This is a genomic window from Acinetobacter entericus (genome assembly GCF_026168575.1).
GTDB classification, from domain to species: Bacteria; Pseudomonadota; Gammaproteobacteria; order Pseudomonadales; family Moraxellaceae; genus Acinetobacter; species Acinetobacter bouvetii.
In genome coordinates this window covers 71,748-92,473 of the sequence record NZ_JAPEQW010000004.1, presented here as the reverse complement: position 1 = coordinate 92,473, position 20,726 = coordinate 71,748, and the positions used below count along the sequence as shown (strand labels likewise).

At 45.6% G+C, this 20,726-nt stretch carries 21 protein-coding genes; 9 read left to right on the top strand and 12 right to left on the bottom strand.

The window, feature by feature from the left end; all coding sequences use genetic code 11:
- Position 1 precedes the first annotated feature (1 nt).
- Together murG and gshB are read right to left on the bottom strand one after the other, a co-directional pair.
- A complete protein-coding gene (murG, locus tag OKC24_RS04555; RefSeq protein WP_130144352.1) occupies positions 2-1,099 on the bottom strand; it encodes an undecaprenyldiphospho-muramoylpentapeptide beta-N-acetylglucosaminyltransferase in 1,098 nt (365 codons plus the stop codon).
- A 302-nt stretch (positions 1,100-1,401) separates the two neighbouring features.
- Positions 1,402-2,346: a glutathione synthase gene (gshB, locus tag OKC24_RS04550; protein WP_130144351.1), complete on the bottom strand. Its 945-nt coding sequence runs from the start codon at positions 2,344-2,346 to the stop codon at positions 1,402-1,404.
- A gap of 188 nt (positions 2,347-2,534) precedes the next feature.
- On the opposite strand from gshB, the gene OKC24_RS04545 reads away from it, so the two are divergent.
- From OKC24_RS04545 to OKC24_RS04535, 3 genes are all read left to right on the top strand, one after another.
- Positions 2,535-3,971, top strand: a complete 1,437-nt coding sequence (locus tag OKC24_RS04545; protein ID WP_252151929.1) for a hypothetical protein — start codon at positions 2,535-2,537, stop codon at positions 3,969-3,971.
- 75 nt (positions 3,972-4,046) lie between these two features.
- Positions 4,047-4,244: a DUF3565 domain-containing protein gene (locus OKC24_RS04540; RefSeq protein WP_130144350.1), complete on the top strand. Its 198-nt coding sequence runs from the start codon at positions 4,047-4,049 to the stop codon at positions 4,242-4,244.
- 183 nt (positions 4,245-4,427) lie between these two features.
- Positions 4,428-5,567, top strand: coding sequence for a catalase family protein (locus tag OKC24_RS04535; RefSeq protein WP_131277564.1), 1,140 nt, complete (start codon positions 4,428-4,430; stop codon positions 5,565-5,567).
- A 458-nt stretch (positions 5,568-6,025) separates the two neighbouring features.
- Here the strand turns inward: OKC24_RS04535 and OKC24_RS04530 are convergent, their stop codons facing one another.
- A complete protein-coding gene (locus OKC24_RS04530) occupies positions 6,026-7,363 on the bottom strand; it encodes a DUF6138 family protein (RefSeq protein ID WP_131277567.1) in 1,338 nt (445 codons plus the stop codon).
- Positions 7,364-7,648: 285 nt separating this feature from the next.
- Positions 7,649-8,299, bottom strand: coding sequence for an orotate phosphoribosyltransferase (pyrE, locus tag OKC24_RS04525; RefSeq protein WP_131277569.1), 651 nt, complete (start codon positions 8,297-8,299; stop codon positions 7,649-7,651).
- Positions 8,300-8,338: 39 nt separating this feature from the next.
- On the opposite strand from pyrE, the gene OKC24_RS04520 reads away from it, so the two are divergent.
- The gene (locus OKC24_RS04520) at positions 8,339-9,157 is read left to right on the top strand and encodes an exodeoxyribonuclease III (RefSeq protein WP_130144346.1); all 819 of its coding nucleotides are present in this window, start codon (positions 8,339-8,341) and stop codon (positions 9,155-9,157) included.
- Positions 9,158-9,759: 602 nt separating this feature from the next.
- Positions 9,760-10,107: a Spx/MgsR family RNA polymerase-binding regulatory protein gene (locus tag OKC24_RS04515; RefSeq protein ID WP_131277571.1), complete on the top strand. Its 348-nt coding sequence runs from the start codon at positions 9,760-9,762 to the stop codon at positions 10,105-10,107.
- Positions 10,108-10,235: 128 nt separating this feature from the next.
- Here OKC24_RS04515 and OKC24_RS04510 read toward each other — a convergent pair whose 3' ends face one another.
- Positions 10,236-10,673 (bottom strand): DUF2147 domain-containing protein, encoded by a 438-nt coding sequence (locus OKC24_RS04510; protein WP_130144344.1) that lies wholly within the window; start codon positions 10,671-10,673, stop codon positions 10,236-10,238.
- Between the two features lie 155 nt (positions 10,674-10,828).
- Between OKC24_RS04510 and OKC24_RS04505 the strand changes: the two genes are divergently transcribed.
- Positions 10,829-11,740 (top strand): alpha/beta hydrolase, encoded by a 912-nt coding sequence (locus OKC24_RS04505; RefSeq protein ID WP_130144343.1) that lies wholly within the window; start codon positions 10,829-10,831, stop codon positions 11,738-11,740.
- A gap of 110 nt (positions 11,741-11,850) precedes the next feature.
- On the opposite strand, the gene OKC24_RS04500 is transcribed toward OKC24_RS04505, so the two are convergent.
- Positions 11,851-12,417 (bottom strand): FMN-dependent NADH-azoreductase, encoded by a 567-nt coding sequence (locus OKC24_RS04500; protein ID WP_130144342.1) that lies wholly within the window; start codon positions 12,415-12,417, stop codon positions 11,851-11,853.
- 246 nt (positions 12,418-12,663) lie between these two features.
- Here OKC24_RS04500 and OKC24_RS04495 point away from each other — a divergent pair, with 246 nt between their 5' ends.
- Positions 12,664-13,851 (top strand): GGDEF domain-containing protein, encoded by a 1,188-nt coding sequence (locus OKC24_RS04495; protein WP_171458886.1) that lies wholly within the window; start codon positions 12,664-12,666, stop codon positions 13,849-13,851.
- Between the two features lie 9 nt (positions 13,852-13,860).
- Here OKC24_RS04495 and OKC24_RS04490 read toward each other — a convergent pair whose 3' ends face one another.
- The 5 genes from OKC24_RS04490 to OKC24_RS04470 all read right to left on the bottom strand — a co-directional run bounded on the left by OKC24_RS04490 (position 13,861) and on the right by OKC24_RS04470 (position 18,247).
- Positions 13,861-14,529, bottom strand: a complete 669-nt coding sequence (locus tag OKC24_RS04490) for a glutathione S-transferase family protein (RefSeq protein WP_171458887.1) — start codon at positions 14,527-14,529, stop codon at positions 13,861-13,863.
- A 14-nt stretch (positions 14,530-14,543) separates the two neighbouring features.
- Positions 14,544-16,340: a protein-disulfide reductase DsbD gene (dsbD, locus tag OKC24_RS04485; RefSeq protein WP_131277575.1), complete on the bottom strand. Its 1,797-nt coding sequence runs from the start codon at positions 16,338-16,340 to the stop codon at positions 14,544-14,546.
- Positions 16,341-16,395: 55 nt separating this feature from the next.
- Positions 16,396-17,175, bottom strand: a complete 780-nt coding sequence (locus OKC24_RS04480) for a transporter (protein ID WP_165499150.1) — start codon at positions 17,173-17,175, stop codon at positions 16,396-16,398.
- Positions 17,176-17,196: 21 nt separating this feature from the next.
- Positions 17,197-17,739, bottom strand: coding sequence for an ankyrin repeat domain-containing protein (locus OKC24_RS04475; protein ID WP_130144337.1), 543 nt, complete (start codon positions 17,737-17,739; stop codon positions 17,197-17,199).
- A 142-nt stretch (positions 17,740-17,881) separates the two neighbouring features.
- The gene (locus OKC24_RS04470; protein WP_130144336.1) at positions 17,882-18,247 is read right to left on the bottom strand and encodes an HPF/RaiA family ribosome-associated protein; all 366 of its coding nucleotides are present in this window, start codon (positions 18,245-18,247) and stop codon (positions 17,882-17,884) included.
- Between the two features lie 486 nt (positions 18,248-18,733).
- Here OKC24_RS04470 and OKC24_RS04465 point away from each other — a divergent pair, with 486 nt between their 5' ends.
- Both OKC24_RS04465 and OKC24_RS04460 read left to right on the top strand, forming a co-directional pair.
- On the top strand, positions 18,734-19,471 hold the full coding sequence (locus OKC24_RS04465; protein WP_130144335.1) for an outer membrane protein OmpK: 738 nt from the start codon (positions 18,734-18,736) through the stop codon (positions 19,469-19,471).
- Between the two features lie 93 nt (positions 19,472-19,564).
- A complete protein-coding gene (locus OKC24_RS04460; RefSeq protein ID WP_130144334.1) occupies positions 19,565-20,068 on the top strand; it encodes a GNAT family N-acetyltransferase in 504 nt (167 codons plus the stop codon).
- Here OKC24_RS04460 and OKC24_RS04455 read toward each other — a convergent pair.
- The gene (locus OKC24_RS04455) at positions 20,060-20,551 is read right to left on the bottom strand and encodes a DUF1877 family protein (RefSeq protein WP_131277579.1); all 492 of its coding nucleotides are present in this window, start codon (positions 20,549-20,551) and stop codon (positions 20,060-20,062) included. The two genes, OKC24_RS04460 and OKC24_RS04455, sit on opposite strands and share 9 nt — an antisense overlap.
- Between the last annotated feature and the right edge of the window lie 175 nt (positions 20,552-20,726).

The window sequence follows — 20,726 nt, the reverse complement described above, 5'->3', positions numbered from 1 at the left end:
TTTACAATTCTTGAATTAAACGAACCACATGCTGTGCTGCATCTGGCTGTGCTTGCCGGCGCGCTTTCACCGCCATTTCCTGTAACAGCTGGCGGTTCATCAGTGGCTGCAGCAATGCAATTAAACTTTCTGGGGTCATCTGGGCCTGCGGGCAAATTTTCGCAGCCTGAATATCCGCCAGGAATTTGGCGTTTGCAGTTTGATGATCATCTACAGCGCTAGGCAATGGAACAAAAACCGCTGCCAGGCCTGCAGTCGCAATTTCAGTTACGGTCAGCGCGCCTGCACGGCAAATAATTAAATCAGCATCAGAATAGGCTTTCGCCATATCTTCAATAAATGGCGCAACTTCCGCTTTCAGCGTATCCGGCGCATCTGCATAGCGCGCTTGAGTCGCTTCCGCATTGTTTTGACCGCATTGATGAAAGACATTCAGCGGCACATTCAGCCGTTTCAAGGCTTCTGGAACACATTCATTCAATGCGCGCGCGCCTAAGGAACCGCCGACAATTAAAATCCGCAGCGGCTGGCCCGCTTTTTCACGTTCTTGATAGCGCCAAGACGGATTTAAAATCTCGGTAATTTCCTTGCGTACAGGATTGCCTGTAGCAACCACTTTGTTTTGTGCAGGAAAAGTATGCGGAAAAGCTTCACAAACTGTTTTTGCAATCCGCGACAGCTGCGTATTGGTAAAGCCTGCAATCGCATTCTGTTCATGAATAAGCACCGGAATGCCTAAAGCGCGGGCAGCTAGGCCGCCAGGGCCTGCGACATAGCCGCCAAAGCCGGCAACAGCATCGACGTTCAGCTGTTTCATATAGCGCATGGCGCTAAGCGTAGCTTTTAAGATTTTAAAAGGCGCCAATATTTTGCGCACCATGCCGTTGCCGCGCACGCCTTGAATATCAATTTGATAAATTGGAATATTATGGTTTTTCAGCAGCCGGTTTTCCATGCCGGCTGGCGTTGCCAGCCAAGACACTTCAATGCCTTTCAGCTGCAGTTCTTTTGCCACGGCCAAAGCGGGGAACACGTGTCCGCCCGTACCTGCGGCCATCATCATGACATGTTTAGGCTGTTTTCGCTGTGCGTCAGTCACGGTCTAATTCTTCAATTTAAATAAGGCTAGAGTAAATCTTGATAAGCAGTCAATTGTAATCACAAACGCATTGCCGTGAAAGTTTATTTGCTTTATTTCACGGGCTGCACCATTGTTTTTTTCTGCAGATTTTGAAGTTTAAACTAGTTTTATTATGAATCGGGCTAAATTGTCAAATTTTATACATTTTTAAACGGTAAAAGCTGAACCGCCCTATTGCAGACCAGCCCCTGCGCCGCTTTACGATCCATTCAGCTATAAAAAAGGGCCCTTTCGGACCCTCCTGCAAGCTTCAGCTTTTTTTAAGCGCTGCGGCCTTTTTCCAAAACTTCGAATAAATCATCCGCAATGGACGTGCCGAACTGCGCATCGATTTCACGCACGCAGGTTGGGCTGGTGACATTAATTTCCGTCACGTAATTGCCAATCACATCCAAACCGACAAACACCAGTCCTTTTTCACGCAGGAATGGCCCAACTTTGGCAGCAATGGCTTTATCATTTTCAGTCAATGGGCGCGCTTCGCCTAAGCCGCCTGCCGCCAGGTTGCCGCGCACTTCGCCATTTTGCGGAATACGCGCCAGGCAGTACGGCACGGGCTCGCCATTCACCATTAAAATCCGCTTATCGCCTTCCACAATTTCTGGAATGTAGCGCTGCGCCATAATCGGCCGTGTCCCATTATCGGTCAGCATTTCAATGGTTGAGCCAATATTGATGCCGTCCTGATATAAGCGGAAAATGCCCGTTCCGCCCATACCGTCAAGCGGTTTAACAATGACATCAACATGTTCTTTCAGAAATTCACGAATCAAACTGTCTTGCGATGTCACCAAAGTAGGAACCTGCAGTTCAGGAAACTGCGTCGCAAAGAGTTTTTCGTTGCAGTCACGCAGGCTTTGCGGCTTATTGATAATCCATGCGCCTTCACGCTCCGCCTGTTCCAAAATGTAGGTGGTGTAAACGAAGTTCATGTCAAACGGCGGATCTTTACGCATTAAAACCACATCGTAGCCTGCAATCGATTCTTTTTTCTTATCGCCTAATTCGTAATAGTGATTGTAATCCTCAAAGACTTTTAACGGCGCAATTAAGCCAAAGGCTTTGCCCTGATCAATATATAAATCTTGCTGCAATGCATAGCCCAACTCATGGCCGCGGCGTGCTGCTGCCCACAGCATGGCCATTGAGGTATCCTTTTTCAGGTTTACATTTTCGATGGGATCCATCACAACAAGTACACGCATCTGGAACGCTCATATAAATTTGATTGCTGAAAAGTATAGCGGAGATTAGTGCTGATGTTTTCTGATTTTTTGTGATGCTTATCTTTGAATCAGGCTTGGATAAGTGGCTTATTTAAAGACTGTATTGTATTTATTTTCAAAACTTTGCTGTATTTTAAGCACGAATAAATGAAAAAAAATGTATAAAAATGCCAAATCATCATCGAACATTTAAATCTGGGGTCATGGCCGGTGTGCTGGGAAGCTGCTCCTTTATCGGCTTAGGCTTTGCTGGAACACTCGGCTTTGAGAAATATCAAAATCATCAAGTGTTAAAGCATATTGAACAGCAAAAACAACAATTCGTTTCGCAAGTGAATCAGCTGTATTTGTCACCCACTCAGGAGAGTTCACAGCAAGTGATGCAGTTGCTGCGCCAGTCTTCACAGATTCAAAGAGAAGTCGCTGCCAACTTGGAAACAAAAGACGGTATTGTGTTTCGTTTTGACCAAGTGCAGCTGTCTGCCGAGCTGCAGAACCATGACAGCATCCCTGCTTCACTGGCGGGTCACCATCTGTACTTTCAGCCGCAAATCAATGCGGGACAGCCCATCACAACATGGCAATGTTTCTCAGACTTAGCCGACAAAGTTCGTCCAAAAGACTGCTTATATCGACAAGAAGCGCCTGATCGCTCCGACCTGTTAAGAACAGCACTGCTGTCTTCTGCCGCAGCGCAACGTCAACAACGACAAAATTCGACGTATACGCCGCCAATCCAAAATGATTGCACCAAATTTAAAACTCAGCTCCCCGCTCAATTTGATGTATTTGCTACAGGCGCTTACTCAGGCAAGGAAACCAATTATCAAATTGACGATAGCGGCCATCAAGCGACTGAAATGGACATCCAAGTTCAGCACAACCGTCCTGTGGTATTGATTTTAGGTGCCTATGAGCCGACCATTTGGAAGATTAAATGGGAAAGCAACACCAAAATCGTTGGCGTTATTGCAACGGGCTATCACGCACAGCGTGTGATTGGCCTGCCAAAATCCATTCCTGTTTTAGAAAGCTCTTATAAAAATGCGCAGTGTGGCTACAGCTATGTATCTGATGACAATGCCGCAGAAATGAATCAGCTTTCGCAGCGTATTTTGCAACGTGATATTCAAGCGGTTGTGATTGCTCAAAATGGGCGCGCCAATATCGGCAATGTCAGTGCAGATACGCAGCTGAGTTCATCACAGGAACGTTCCATCAAAGACGTCATTGATCCAAATGCACCTTTGGCTGGACCAGCAGGCATACAGGATGCAGTATCGAAGGGGTTGCTTCGCCCTGCAACGCGTGCAGATATAGATGCATGGAAAGCGTCCTATAATAAAGCGCGCAACATTCATACCCCGCCTGTGGTCGGCGGATCACCTTCCTCGGGTACAGGCATGGACTATGTGCATTTTGACAGCGCCTATGTCGTTTTAAGAGAAATGACCATTCCTGCGGGTTTATACGGCGCACATTCGGTGACCTTTTTTGTGCCGCAAGGTGTACCGCGGCCGAAGGGAAATCCGGGACATTCCACCATTTATGAAATGAAGTCTGGCAATTGCTATGGTTCTAGCCCAGATTGTTCAAGATTATGATTTTGAAAACCATTATGCTGATGATATGGACTTGATGCCCTTTCATCACGTACGATCTTTATATAGGAATTGGCTATGCAGCAAGCCATTATTGATTTTGCTTTGGATGATGAAAATCACTGGTACGCCATTTTGGCCTGCGGCCATACGCAGCATGTGCGGCATGATCCGCCTTGGCAGAACCGGCCTTGGGTTTTAACAGAGCATGGACGAAAAGCTAAATTAGGGGTGATGCTGGAGTGTAAGAAGTGTGAAGAGCACAGTTTGCTATAGAACGGTTATAGAAGAAGGCAGCTTTTTCAACTCCGAATAAAATTACATTTTATTTCAAACAATAAATAGTGAATAAGCAACATCACAGATCATCCAGTTATAATATGTCTTGAATAATACGTTTAAGCAACGCTGCCTCATCAAAACTAAAATGAATGCAAGCCTTAGGCAAGGAGGCCATCAATGCCGCACCTGATATGGCCCATGCGCCTAAATCCGCTACTCCATACGCTAATGGCTGCCAGCATTTGTACGGCAGTGCATGCAAATACGCCTCCTGCCGCACTGCATACACTGAACAATACGGTTTACCCCAGTATTGATCACCACTTAGGTGAGCGCCTGTATCCTAATGAAGCCATCAAAGCGGAAGAAATTGCAGACATCATTGCAGCATCCATTCGGAAACAATATTCCTCCGGCTTAGCCCTGCGGGATGCGCATCCTAAGGCGCATGGCTGTGTCCGCGCTGAATTCAAAATCAATGAAACACTGCCTAAAAATCTGGCTCAAGGCGTATTTGTTCCTGGACAAACATATCACGCATGGATTCGTTTCTCGAATGGATCTCGTGACGCAACACAGGCAGACATCAAAAGCGATGCCCGAGGCATGGCCATCAAACTATTAGGCGTGCCTGGAAAAAAGCTTTTGCCAGATGAAGCATCTACACAAGATTTCATTATGATTAATCATCCCGTTTTTTTCGTAAATGATCCCGATCGGTATATCTCGTTCATGCAGGATATCAATGGCGGCGGAGTATTAAAAAAACTTCATATTCCTTTTGCCTTAGGGATAAAAGGCACTTGGATTGCCTTCAATTCCAGGAGCAAAATTTCAAATCTACTGCAAACACGATACTGGTCTATGGTGCCCTACCAGTTAGGGGCAGGCCCTGACCGTCTGGCGGTAAAATACTCGGCCCGAGCCTGCTCAGCGCTTACAGCGCCTATGCCGCATGCGCCTCACTCTAATTTTCTCAGAGAAGCAATGCGCAGTGATTTGCAAAAAGCCGACAGCTGTATGGAATTTCTAGTACAGCCCAGAACATCAAATGCCATGTCTATTGAAGACTCCATGAGCGAATGGAAAGAAAGCCAAGCGCCTTTTTACAAGGTGGCGACCATTCGCATTCCTCAGCAATTTTTTGATACGCCTGATCAAAATAAATTTTGTGAAAATCTTTCATTTAGCCCTTGGCATGCACGGCTGGAACATCAACCGCTTGGCGCAATAAACCGTATGCGTAAAGTCATTTACGACCGTATCAGCCAAGTAAGGCATGAAATGAATTCCACCAGTCGATTAGAACCGCATTAATACTCATTGCTCTTCATTTTCATGCATAAAAAAACCCCGACATCCTGTCGGGGTTTTTCGTATTGGTTCGCTTAGCATGACTCCTGTCTTGCCGTCGCTCCTTGTGCGATTATTTATTTTTATTCTGTGGAACGTCCTGTTCTCTTATGACTTCATGCTATTGAATACAAGGGTTTGTGAACATCCGCAAAACCCCTAAATTAATGTACGCTCAGGCGTACAAAATTGGCTAATTTTCACCCCAGGCGTTGTCCGCAGAAATTGGGGATAATTTCTGGAATTAAAATATTGAATTATCAGGGAAAAAATGAATGCTTTTTTGATCATGCTTATTGGCTAAAAGCCACAAATTCGCTTAATAAAAACCCAACTCATTTCAAAGCCGGCTTGGGGTATTTTTTGAGATTATGTTCAACAAACTTCAAGCTACTTAATACCGTATGTCGGATAATTAAATTTTATTCGAGGTTTGCAATCATCAAATACATGTTCCAAATTTCATGAGTTTTAAATTTCTGTATCGCAAATTCTTCATACCCGAGGTCTTCAGCTTCTTCATAACCTACTATAGCGAGAAATATATCCGACCATGAAATTTCATGCTGTTCATTGACGTAAATATTGACTTCCTCTACCAATATTTTCATATGATTAAAATCATTGAAATATTTTAAAGAAATATCTGAATTAGGGAAAAAATTCTCATGTTTGAGTAATTCTTCACACATCCTTAAATAGGTTTTAACGGTAAAATTACTAATGCCTTGTCGTTCTAAGTAAGCGTTTGGAATGTAGTTTTGAAGAATGCAGTGATCATCTGTCTTATTTAAAAACTGGATGAACCTATCCATATATTTTACATCTTCAATAACAAGCGAAAATATAGCAAATCCATCTATCTCTATGTGATTTTCTTCCTCCAAGTCCGTATAAAAGCCACAACCATTTTTGACTTGATTAAGATATGTTTCTATATCTGCATGTAAGTTATGATATTGCGCAGCACTATTGAATAACCTATTGGCACCATAATCAGGTAAACCAACGATACTTAATTTCTGTTGATCATCAACTCTTTTAACTTCGAATTTTAATTGATGGCTTTGTGGGAAGCCTGTTGTAAAAAGCTGATTGATATAGTTTAGAATTTCCTTATAAGTTTCCTCATTATCTTTAAATGCTAGAATCTCTATACTTGCTAAAACATTATTACTAGTCGCTTTGAAATATGCATTTTCAATCGTAATGACATCTATCTCAAGTTCAGCATTGCTCATAGACACCAGTTGCTGATACAGATTCATATCAAGCTCATTCACATAACCTAAGTATTTTTTCATTTCATAATTAGGGCTTTGTGTATATGCCATACAACGTATGCCAAACATGAAAATTTTCAAGATATCTTGATCTTGCTTTGTTAAGCAAAGGTTTGGTTTCTTGAGCCATTTTGACCAAGATTTATTAGGTTCTTCCTGGTAAAAATAGATAGGAAGAATAAATTTTTCGGCGTAAATACTCAGACAAGGTTCAAAGCCATTGTAAGTCTTAGAATAGATCGAGTTCATCTGCTTAAAAAAATTAAGGTATAATGAAAAATCAAATGGATATTTTTCAAAAAAATTAATACTTAATTCTCTCAAACCTTCGTATAGCTTTAATTCGAGTTCATGCTTAGATAAATAAATGGCTCCAATGACCCTTGAGTTAGGATTATTTGGATATTCTTTCACAAGTTCAAAGTGACCGTTTAAAATATCGTTAATCATTAAATCTAAATTTTTTTCAAGTAACATTCTTGCGCTCTAGTCTCTTATGATCTAAATGGATCATATTTAAATTTATCTAAAATCAACATAATACGCGCTATACAAAATACTTTTAAATTATTTATTTAATTCATAGCCTTACATTACATCAAAAACCTAAAATAATCACCTTTGGCTTTTTTAATGATTCTTCACGCTCCACGCCTATTATTCAACGGCTGATCCACACTTTTCATTAGTTTGATTCAATAATTGCAGTTTCAACAAATCATAAAAAAGGCAGCCCTTGCTGCCTTTTTTAATTACGAAAAATTAAATGCCGTATTTCACACGGTAATTTTCCATTTTCGCTAAAGCTTCAGTTTCGCCTTTAGCATCCAAGAAAGTCATCAAATCTTTCATGGTAATTAACGCATGCACAGGAATTTCTAATTCTTTTTGCACTTCCTGAATTGCAGACAAATTACCCTGCCCCTTTTCCTGACGGTCCAGCGCCACCAGAACACCTGCGATTTGCGCGCCGGCATTTTTCAGAATCGTCACTACTTCACGGATGGCTGTACCCGCCGTAATCACATCATCAATAATCCAGACTTTTTTGCCCGCAACCGACGCGCCAACCAATACACCGCCTTCGCCGTGATCTTTAGCTTCTTTACGGTTAAACCCCCATGGCACGCTCACGCCATGATTTTGCGATAAAGCCACAGCAGCCGCTGCGACAAATGGAATGCCTTTGTACGCAGGGCCAAAAATAACGTCTACGTTATCGCATTCTGTTAATTTTGCTGCATAGCCCGAAGCCAGCAATGATAAAGCTTCGCCGTCATTCAGCAGGCCCGCATTGAAAAAATAAGGACTCACGCGGCCCGATTTTAAAGTAAACTCACCAAATTTAAGCACACCGCGTGATAAGGCGAGTTCGATAAAAGCCTGTGGGTTAAATGCCGCTTGCGCTGTCATGAGGTGCTCCATTTTTCTAAGTTGAGGTTAAACCTGAGCATGATACCAAAGACTAGCTATCCAAGTGATCAAAAAATTCTAAGAGTGGTTTCAATTAACGTCAACGGCTTACGCTCTTCTGTGACCAAAGGCTTGCTGGAATGGCTGGAACAGTCTGATGCCGATGTGATCTGCATGCAGGAAAGCCGCATTACTCATGCGCAGTGGACGGATAAATTCAAACCGGAAGGCTGGCATACCCACCTGTTCCCTGCAGAACGCGCAGGTTATGCAGGCACAGCGATCTACAGCCGCTTGCCTTTCCTCTCTGTCACAGATGGCCTCGGTTTTGAATTGGCTGACTCGCAAGGCCGCTTCATTGCCGCTGAATTTGACTTAGGCTTAAGCAAATCTGCACACATCTGCTCGCTGTACCTGCCATCCGGCTCATCCGGCGATGAAGCGCAGGCGCGCAAAGACCACTTCTTGGAAGAATATGCAAAAATTCTGAAGCAGTGGCGCGATGAAGATAAATCCATCATTGTCTGCGGCGACTACAATATCGTGCATAAGCGTATCGATATTAAAAACTGGTCAGGCAACCAAAAATCTTCCGGCTGCCTGCCGCACGAACGCGCATGGCTGGATCATATTTATGATGATTTGGGCTATGTCGATACCTTCCGTGAAGTGCGCAAAGAAGCTGAGCTGTACTCGTGGTGGTCTAACCGCGGGCAGGCGCGCGCCAAAAACGTGGGCTGGCGTATTGATTACCACGCCTGCTCGCCGGACTGGAAAGACCGCACCGTCAATGCTTGGGTGTTTAAGGATGAATGGTTCAGTGATCACGCGCCAGTGATTATTGACTATAAACTTTAAATCTTCCGTCCAGTTCAGTAAACAACTGTTTACTGAATTAGCGACGATTTCGCACAAGCCCTGCCGTTTTAGTAGATTTCACTGACATTTAATTCAGTGCATTATTGTCGCACGGCACAGGGACTTGTCAGGATGACACGAAGGGATAGGACGCCGTAGGAAGAAAGCAGAAATAAACCCATGATTGAGTTTATTTTTCAAGGATGTGACAATGGACGTTGTACTGAGACCCGCATGATCAGGATGATTAAATGCGGGTTTTCTCTTTTTCAGCCTCTGCATTCTCAATCTTCCGTTCAATAAAGATCCGCACAGCTTTTTTTGTTTATCCTTTTCATTTTGATCTTCTGGGCTGTGCATTCAATGCGCTTCGTCTCATTTTACAGTTTTGTTATTATCATGCGGGTGATTCCCCTGCCATGCTCTTGGATTATTGTTCTTGAAGCATAGTTTAAAGCCTCTACATGTCCATTTAATGACAGGCTTTCCATCAGCGCTATCCATTTTAAATCATGAAAAGGCGGATGCAGAAGATAGAGCTTTCCTGCATTTTTGGTTAATCTGTGGGGCATTGCATGATTTATTTTTTAGGATGTATCCCAATGCTTAAGATTTACGGCATCAAAAACTGCAGCACCATGAAAAAAGCCTTCGACCTGCTGAATGAATTGGAGCTCGCCTATGAATTTCATGACTATAAAAAGCAGCCGGTTGATGCGGCAACCGTCAAAACATGGCTGGATGCCAAAGGCGCAGACCTTATTTTAAATAAAAAAGGCACCACATGGAAAAAGCTGAATGAGGCCGAACAGCAGGCAGCCCTTGACAGCGAGGCAAATTTAATTGAAACCTTGACTGCGCACAGCAGCATGATTAAACGTCCTGTACTGCAGACAGAACAAGGCCTGATTATCGGTTTTGATGAACAAGCCTACCGCAATTTAAAATAAGCCTTGTTTTATCCTTAGTCGCAAGGCATAAAAAAACCAGCTGTAAACAGCTGGTTTTTTATAGCTATTCAGAGCCTGAGCCGCTTTCTGGCTCAGCGCCCTAGGCGGGCATCAAAGCATGGCTACTATCAGTTTGCGCGAATCCATGTTTGGTTGCGCCCAAGCACGGCTACCCCAATGAAGCCGCGAAGCTCAAGCTTTTTGCCGCCCTCTGCAATCTGGCCTTTCAGGCGGTAAGTTTTACCAGATTGCGGGTCTAAAATCGTGCCGTCTTCATAGTTGCCGCCGCCGGCATTTTTCAAGCCGCTGACAATACGCAAGCCTTTCAGCGATTTGTTATGGTACGGGCCTTCGCATTTTGTGCAGGCATTTTCTTCACCTTTGGTCAAAATGTTTTGAATGCTGGCAGTCAATGTTCCATTCTTTTGTTCAGTAAATTTCACAATGGCTTTCGGCTGTTTGGTTTTATCGTCAATCGTTTTCCAAGATGTGCCATTTAAAGGGTCTGCAGCGTTTGCAAATACAGTTAACCCGAGCAATCCCAATGCTAGCGCAATTTTTTTCATTTTTGTTTATTTCCCTGGTCTGGTATAGACAGCTTAATTATTAAAAACTCACAACAAATTTGCAATTTTTGAATGTGACCATTTAGTGTAACCTTGTAACTTGTGTTGGTAAATAAGCAAACACTGGCCAAAAAAGATAAAAAGATGGAAACAATATGAAAATATCCCCGCTGACTAAACAATTATTTACAGAACGCTTTCTCAAGATGGCGATCCGCGCGCCAAGCCAGTTGAACTTACCGCCCAGCACAATGCGTTTTGCACTGGAGCAGCTTTGCCGGATCATTCCGCAAAATCCGGATATCCGCATCCGCCCGCTGCGCCTGGCAGGCCTCCGCGCCGAAGAACTCAAACCGCAAAATGAATCCACCCAGCTGATTTTCCATATTCACGGCGGCGCTTTTTTCCTGGGCTCGATGAATACCCACCGCGCGTTCTTGACCCAAGTGGCGGCGCGCACGCAAATGCAGGTGCTGCATCTGGATTATCCGCTGTCCCCAGAGCATCAGTATCCTGAAGCGCTGGAGGCGCTGTTTGATGTGTATTGCCAGCTGCTGGATCAGGGCATACAGGCTAAAGATATCATTCTGTCGGGCGATTCCTGCGGCGCCAATCTGGCTTTGGCGCTGGCGCTTCGGATTCAGAAAGACGCGTTGCCGCAAGTCAGCGGACTGATTTTAATGTCGCCGTTTTTGGATTTAACCTTAAGCAGCGAATCGCTGCGCTTTAACCGCAAGCATGATGCCCTGCTGAGTATTGAAGCGCTGGAAGCCGGTATTGACTATTATCTGCCGAAATCAGTCGACCGCGCAGATCCCTGTGTTTCGCCATTTTTTGCAGAGTTGGCTGGATTGCCGCCGATCCATGTGCAAGCGGGTTCTAAAGAAATTTTGCTGGATGATGCGCAGCGCTTTAAAGACAAAGCGGATGAGGCCGGTGTGGAAGTTGAATTTAAAATTTATACAGGCATGTGGCACAACTTTCAGATGTTCAGCGCATGGTTTGAAGAAGGCCAGCGCGCTTTGGCCGACCTGTCGGACTTTGCCCACCGCCTAGACCGCAATTAGGCCAGCCGCAGGCTGAAGAGCTGGGCAGCCTTGCAAAAAAATGGTCAGCCGAGGCTGACCATACAAATGCTGAATCCATTGAAGAGAGAGGCTTCAGCTGAGGAAATACGTTAAATTGCTTGAATTTTAGCCATTGCATCCGCCATGGCTTTATCTTTGAGCTCCGCCCCCATGTTGACACCTTCGGCGCGGATAATTTCCACATCATTAACGCCAGTAAAGCCAAATACAGTTTTCAGCATGCCTTCCTGAAAATCAACGGGGCTGTTTTCCCCATAGATACCGCCGCGGCTGCTGGCGATATAGGCTTTTTTACCGCCCGCTAAGCCCACAGGGCCATTTTCAGTATATTTAAATGTTTTGCCTGCCACACTGATGCGGTCAATCCATGCCTTCAGCGCGGAAGACAAGCCAAAGTTATACATAGCCGCGCCGACCACAACAACATCTGCATCTAAATACTGCTGAATAATCTGTTCGCCTAAAGCCGCCTGTTCTGCATCTTTACCCATCAGAATTTCAGCAGTTAAATGCGGAATCGGCTGCTGCGCCAAATCTAAATAGTCCACTTGCGCATCCGCATGCTTTTCTTTCAGCTGCACAACAATGGCTTGACTTAGCTGGCGGGATACAGAAGCATCACCCATGATGCTGGAATCGATATGCAGAACTTTCATGATTAACCCTGTTTCTTAAATTTCTTGATTAGGTGCAGTTTACAAAAAATCATGAATGAGATAATCATCAGCATCAAGACACACTGTCTCGTATTTAGAACGGTTATTAATGCTTACCCTTACGACTGGAGAGTAAAAAATAATCATCACCAACACCGATAAAGCATGCTATTTTAGAATCAAATAACCCTATCTGTATAAACTTAAAGAAAAAAATATAATTAATATAAAGGCGAATGCACGCGTATGAAGATACCTCCGCCCACAGACCAAGCCCTCTCGAAGCAAAAAATTAGGAAATATATGCTCGAAGGTGAAGTCATTATGAACTGGAATATCCTCAAAAAATGCGTATTGATGCTTTTTTTAGGAGCTGCGGTTCATCTGACATGGATCATCTGGAAATCCTTTGTCTTGCTCACGCCGAGTGTTTGGCAATGGGTTAATGTTCCGATAGTTCAGCTGCAGCTCACCTTGAACAGCATTTTTTTCATCCTGCTTCTGCTGATGATCTGGCCCTGCTATGCTTGGCAGCACAAACGCTGGGTCAAGCTGACCCTGCCCTATTTATCGGTCGGGCTATTTGTTATTTCCCTTTGCCGAGATGGCTACCTCATTGGCGTGCTCAGTCCCGCCACCATGATTTCCTATGTCAGCCTAGTCGCAGTGGGCCTCGTGCTTCTGCCGCGCGTGATTGTATACAGCGCATTCATACCGGCTACATTATATTTAATCGGCAGCGCTTACCTCAGCTATACCGGCAGCTTAAGTTATGGCCCGCTGTTTCAAATCAGTGACCATTATTACAGCAATCATTTTTGGCTGCTGTCGATGCTGTTTTTTATCGCGCCCATCTTATGCACTTGCCTAATCTTGTTTGAAGTTCTGCTGAGCCAGTGGCGGCACCGCGAACACTTGATTAAGCAGCTGAGCCAAATGGATCCGCTGACCAATTTATTCAACCGCCGCAGCATCAATCAGTGCCTCGATCAATTAAACCATCCTGTGCATGAAAATTATGCGCTGGTGCTGCTGGATCTGGATCATTTTAAGCATATCAATGATCAGTACGGACATCATAAAGGCGATGAAGCCTTGGTAAAAGTGAGCGCAATCCTGAGCCAGCTTTTGCGCGGCACGGATGTTGTTGGACGGTTTGGCGGGGAAGAATTTATCTTAATCCTGCATCACTCCAGTTTAGAACAGGCGCAGCAGATTGCTGAACGATGCCGCTCCGCAATTGAACAGATTGAACTGTTTTCAGATGAAGGGCAGCGCATTCAAATTACCGCCAGTTTTGGCATAGCCATTGCTGCTGCGGAATCGCGCCCGCAGCAGCTGCTCAGCCAGGCGGATAAAGCGCTGTACCAGGCCAAGGCCAGCGGACGGAATGCGGTTAAAATTTATTTTGCAGCTTCTGAGCCGGCGGTATAAAGAACCCTATTAACGATCGGCTTCCAAATACCCGACCCGCATCGGTTCAGCCACTGCACTTTGCACCCATTGCTGAACGGCAGGATGCTCCATCATCAGCGCCATATAGCGCTGCGCTGAATCACTGGCTGGCAGCCCATAAGTTTTCAAACGCATCACGACTGGCGCATAAAAAGCGTCTGCAATTGAAAACGCCCCGCACAGAAAGCTGTCTACGCTTGGACGCGATGTCCAAATCTGCTCGATGCGCGCCACATCTTTGCGCAGGCCTTCATCCTCCGCCCATAACTTTGCGCCTAATGCCTTAAAATCTGCACGGATATTCATTCCGCACTGGCTGCGCAAACACATGAATCCGCTATGCATTTCGGCCGAAATACAGCGCGCGCGGATCCGTAAAGCCAACTCTGCAGGCCACAGCGGCAACTGAGGAAATTTTTCCGCCAAGTATTCGCAAATGGCCAGAGAATCCCAGATCATCTGCCCATCATCAAGCAAAACAGGCACTTTGCCATTCGGATTGATGCTCAGCACTTTTTGTTTAAATTCGCCGCCATGCGGCTGCGCAGAAAACGCGATCATGACCTCTTCAAACGGCAAGTCAAACGCTTTCAGCACCAGCCAAGGGCGCATGGACCAGCTGGAATAATTTTTATTGGCGATTAGCAGCTGCATCATAATGCTCCTGATGATCAAAAACGCTGCAATTGCTGCAGCAATTCATCCTCTGTAAACGCGCCGGTTAAACGCAGCCCACGCACTTCCTGATGCTGTGCATCTAAAAACAAATACGTCGGCGGGCCAAGGATATCCCATCGATTCAGCAGGACTTGATGCGCCTCATCGTAATGGCTCAGATCCAGCTTAATGAGATAATAAGGCGCCAAGGCCTGCTGCACCTGCGCTGACTTTAAAATGCGGTGTTCGATGGGCTGGCATGCCACGCACCAGTCGGCATACACATCAATAATCGCTTTTTGCCCGTCAGGTATTTGACGCAGCAGCAGCTGAAACTCAGCCGCGGTTTGCGCCCGGTGCCATAACGCCTGCGCAGAAGCCTGTTCGGCAAAAAAGCGCTGGCTCTGCTGATACTGACTGTACACGGCATAAGGCACAGCCAAACATAAAGCAACGATGTACAGCCATTTCAGCTGCGTGCTGCGCCGGAAAATCTGCCACAGCACATAGGCCACAAAACTGAGCTCCAGCGTCAGTGACAGCCCTTGCATCCACGCATCATTCATCAGCGGGCGGACAAAATACAGCGCCAAGCCCAGCATAATAAAGGCAAACAGCACTTTGATCTGGTTCATCCACATGCCGGCTTTCGGCAAAATACGCGACCCCAGCACACTGGCCAGCAGCAGCGGAGTACCCATGCCAAAACCTAAGGTGAACAGCAGCACTGCGCCTTGCCATTGGCTCTGAGTCTGTGAAATAAACAGCAGCGCGCCTGCCAGCGGAGCCGTCATGCATGGCCCCACCAGCAAGGCGGAAACCATGCCCATAACGCCTGCGCCAACAAGGCTGCCGCCTTTTTGCATCGACTGTACATCATCTAAGCGCTGCACCAGCGCACGCGGCAATTTGATTTCAAACAGCCCGAATAAATTCAGCGCGAAAACAATAAACAGCAGGCTGAAAGCGACTAAAGTGGACGGCTGCTGCAGCCAGCGCTGAAAGTTCAGGCCCGCTGATGACGCAATCAGCCCCAAAACAGCATAGACCATAGCCATGCTGCAGACAAAAGTCAGCGCAATCATCCATGCTTTTAAGCCTTTGCTGTCACGGACGATCAAGGAGGTCAAAATCGGCAGCATCGGCAAGGAGCAAGGCGTAAACGCCAGCAACAGCCCTAAGCCAAAGAACAGCAGCAGGCCATAGGCCAATGAACTTTGCTGCAGTTTTTCCGACCACATTTGATCTTTAGCCGTCGTAGATTCAGAGGCCGCAGCCTCTTCCTGCCGCACAGGTTTAGACGCTGCAGCGGCGCCATTTTCGGCAGCCAGCGTACTGTTCTGCAGATTGCCTTTGCCGGCTAGATCCAGCAGCTGTTTGGTCTTGCCATGATTCTGCACGCTGACCAAGCCATTGGCATCGGTCTGAAAATCGATGCTTTGCGGCGGATAGCAGACCCGGTCTTTCGCGCAGCCCTGCCAGGTCACATGATACTGCTGCGCCGCCTGTGTCGGAATCTGCAGCTGCAGCTGCCGGTAATACACCTGCACTTGGCCGTAATTCTCATCATGCAGGCTTTCTGCAGGCGGCAGGTTGAGCGCCAGCGGCTGACTGCCCTGCTGCACAGTAATTTTGTGCTGATAAAGATAATAATTCGGCGGAATGTCCCAGCTCAGTTCAGCCTGCTGCTCTGCACTGGAAATGACCGAAACAGGAAAAGCCTCTTCCGCAGAAAGCAGGGCGGTTTCTGCCTGCAGGCCAACGCTGAATACCAGCACGGCGGCAGCTGCGCCATACGCCAATTTATTCATACCAATCGACTCATCCTGAAATCACCTTCAGCTGCAGCTGTTAAAAACTATCTTCTTAGAATAAATAAGAAACGCCTAAGCCAGACTGATAGCCTTTATCTTTTCCATTCAAATCCACGCCCACGCTGGCATCCAGCTGCATACGCTCATTGACGGCATACATCAGCCCTGTGCCCAATGAATACTGCTGATCTTCACTTTCCGCTTTGCGGAATACAAATTCAGAGTAGCCTGATAACTTACCCGCAATCTTATATTCAATGGTCGGAATCGCTGAAACGGCCCAGTCGCTGTTCTGCACTTCATAGCGCATGGTTATTGAAGTCTGCAGCAAGTCACTGTAATTGTACGCCACAGCGGAACTGAGGCTGTAAATATCATCTTCATTGCTGAAACCGTCATTGCCTGTCGCCAAAACAGCTTCAGCTAAAATGGCCATCGACAGCTGTTCATCGTCTAAATCAATGGCTTTTTTCAAGCCAATGCTGACATCTCCCAAACCGTCTTCTTCCATACTGCGTCCGCCAGCCTTGGTTTTAGACCACGCAGGGCCCTGCCAGCCCAATTGAAGCTCTAACCCTTGCGCGAGGCCTGTCCGCAGCAGCATGTCGCCATTCAATGTGAGATTTTTTGACTTTTCACCCGCTGCGTCAGTGCTTTCCTGATAAGCCGCGCTCGGCAGGCCTTGCTCCCAAGCCAGCCGGCCCACTGGAGTAATGCCAGTGCCAAAGCCGGCGCCCGGCCGGTCAAATGAAAAATCCGCAGCCATACTGTAACTCGTGCTGGCTCCCGCCAGAGCTGCAAATGCAAATGTTTTGATTATTTTACTTTTCATCATCATGCAAATTCTCTGTAATTACTCGAATTCTTTGGTCATTTTAGCGCCATTGCTGCGCAGCAATTCCAAAGTCTGCTTTTCTTCATCCAGTGATTCCGCCCAATTAATTTCATCAAAATCACAATCAAAAAACAAATCGCTGATAGATGAAAGGATGGTCAAGCCGTCACTGTCTTTGCTGTTCGGATTCACCTTTTCTTCCAGCAGGCGTTTGACTGCAGGCACGCAGGCGGCGCTGGCGGCATCCCATAAGGGGCCATATAACTCTTCTGCGTCCCATAAATGCAAATTCACTTTCGCCTGAATCAAGGCTTCTAAAATATCCAGATGCACAGCCAGGCGTTCCTGCTTTTGCTGCGCTGATAATGGCGCGCCAGCTTCATAAGCTTCACACACCCCTTCCCACCATTTAAACAGGCCATCAGACCACACAGAAATCGCAGGCCCCTTATCAAAATCGATAAAATTCGGATTCAGGCCTTCTGCTAAAAGCGACTGAATCTGCTCAAGATTCTGTTCTTCTAAAGCTTGCACAAAAACTTGCTGCTGTGCTGTTAACATGGGAAAGCTCACTTCAAATGATTAATGACTATTATGCCGAATAAACAGCCCTTTGTTTTGACTTAATGTAAACAAGCTGAATTTTCTTTATAAAATTCTGAGGCATAAAAAAAGCCCCGCAGGGCTTTTTTTTGAATAACGCTTAAGCGTCTTCATCATCGGTATCAGCATCAGCAAATGCCGGCTGAGCCGCACGCGGATTTTCTTTTTTCTCAAACACGTGCTCTAGGCTTCGTTTCAGGCGGTCAATTGCGCCATGAATTGCCGTATCGACATTGTGGCTTTTATGGCTAACAACCACAGGCTTTAAGCCCGCTGGACGCGCTTCAATCATGCATTTAATGTCATCGCTGCCGCCCTTGTCCCCATTTTCGTCGCTTAAATGCACCGAAAAGTGAGTAATGCGTTCACTATGGCGCTGGAATTCCTGATTCAGTTCTGCACGAACGTATTCGATTAAACGCTCATTATTCTGGATGTTTTTATCTGTACGGATTTCTATGTTCATAATATCATCCTCTAACTTTCTGGATTATCTATAAAATTTTGTGCAAAACTTTCTTATCTTGGCACACTCACACTTGCTGTTTTAAACAGCCAGAACATCTTCAATTTCGTTTGGAACGCCGTCCTCCACATTGAATGATGAACACTTTTATAGTCTGCAGAACTGTGTCCTTATACTTTGAATATCGGGCCTAAGTGAAAAATTTGCAAGTGCTATTTTATGTTTTTTTGAAACCCTTATAAAGCATATGGCTTTCCTGCCGCTGCACTGCATTTCTTCCATATTTTACGCTGGCCCGCCTCCAGCAGCATGAAAGATAAAAACTTGATTCATTCGATAAAATTTCAAAAAATAAAGAGTTATCTATATCAAGCATTCAAAATAAAAAAATTAAACTTGAACTTTTTTTACCTCCAATCATTTTTGGCTTTATTTTTGCTAGAGAATCTGTATGCTTTCAGTCCTTCTCGGGGGAGATCTTTTTTAATGAAACTTACACAATTTGTTACTGCATGTGCATTGGCGTCTGCTGCTGCATTGACTCAAGCTTCGCCAGTTGTATGGCAAGACTTCAGCTTGACTGGCCTTTATGGCGACAACTATGAAGTGGGAACTGAAGACCGCACAACAGTAACTGCAGAATATGCGGCTAAACTGAAATATGCAGATGTCTTTTTCTTCGTTGACCAGCAAGTGGACGGCAATGAGGATCATTCTACATATTTAGAATTATCGCCGCGTTTAAGCCTCGGTGAAGTCTCTGGAAAAAAACTTTCTGCTGGCCCAATTAAAGATGTATTAATTGCAACCACTTGGGAACACAATGCCGGATACCGTCAAAACCAAGAATTCAATAACTTCTTATACGGTGTAGGCTTTGACCTTGATATCCCGTATACACAGTACGCCAGCGTAAACTTCTACCGCGCTGACAATGATATTCAGAAAGACGACTATCAAATGACCATCACTTATGGTGTGCCATTTAAGCTCGGTTCTGAAGATTTCCTGGTTGACGGCTTTCTGGACTGGTCAACTGCAGAAAAAGGCGATCACGCAAGTGAATTGAACTGGACGACTCAGTGGAAATGGAATGTGGGCAAGCATATTTCTCCAAAAGCCAGATTATATCTTGGTGTTGAACACTCTGTTTGGAACAACAAATACGGTATTCAGGGCGTAGATCAAAATGATGTCAGCGCTTTAGTGAAATACCATTTCTAATTCCTAAGCGAATTAAAAAGCAAGGCCCAGCGCCTTGCTTTTTTTATGCCTAAGCCCTCTAATAAAAGCTCCTTTTTTCTGCTGTCATCAGCCATGCCTTTTCAAATCCGCACCGCCACAGAACAAGACTTGCCCTGTATTTTGGCAATTTATAATTCCGAAGTCCTGCATGGTTTCGCCACATGGAATGATCAGGCTTACCGCCTCGAAGATTTCCGGCAAAAACTTCTGCTGTTCCAAAAAAATAATGACCCTTTTTTTGTCATTGAAGATCAGGAAAACTTGAAAATTGCAGGCTATGCGGACTATGCCGCTTTCCGCAATTTTTCCGGCTACCGCCACACTGTTGAGCATTCGCTGTATATCTCGCCGGAATATGCGCGCCAAGGCTTAGGCAAATGCCTGCTGCAGCACCTGATTGCCTATGCCAAGCAGCAAGGCAAGCATGTCATGGTGGCTGGCATTGATCATGGCAATGCCGCCTCCATTGCCTTGCATCAGCAATTCGGCTTCCGTCAAACCGGCTATATGCCGCAAGTCGGTGAAAAGTTTGGCGAATGGCGCGATTTGGTGCTGATGCAGCTGGTCTTAGATTAATTTTTCCGGCTTAATCCGCGTTTGAAAGACACTCAACACCGCTAAATTCTGTCTGGCCGCGTCCCTGTAAAAATCCTGAAGCTGCAGATAAATCAGCTTCAGCTCCGCCAGCCGGATTTCCTGCGCCAATTCTTCGGGCGCTGTCTGCACCACATCAAACTGATAGCGCTTTTTAAGCTCATCAACACTGAGCTTTTGCAGCTGCTGCTGGATTTCATCTGTCCGCACTACCGTATTGTAATGCACCGCTTCTGGGTGATCTATCCGCTCTGACAGCGGGTGCTCTGCCTGAATGACGTATTGCAGCGCATTTTGGGCGGCTTGACCTTCAGGATTCAAGGCGCGGTTGACGGCATCCCAAGTATCGCCTAAATAAAGCGACTGCTGGATAAAGGGCGATTCAAGCACAGACTGAGCTGTCTCCGCCTCTAAAATCAAAGTTTCTAAATCATTTGGATGAATTAAAAATAAGCTGGCTTCCATCAATTATATCTTCTTGTCATGATCTTCCATTCAGATTAACGCGAAAAAAGAAAAAATATGCTGAGAAATTGTATATGCAGGCCCTTTAGATTTCCCGCTCGCGCTCTGTTTCATGTAAATAATCCATTCTTTTTTTGACAGCTGACGGATGGCGCACGCGCAATAAGGCTGCGCT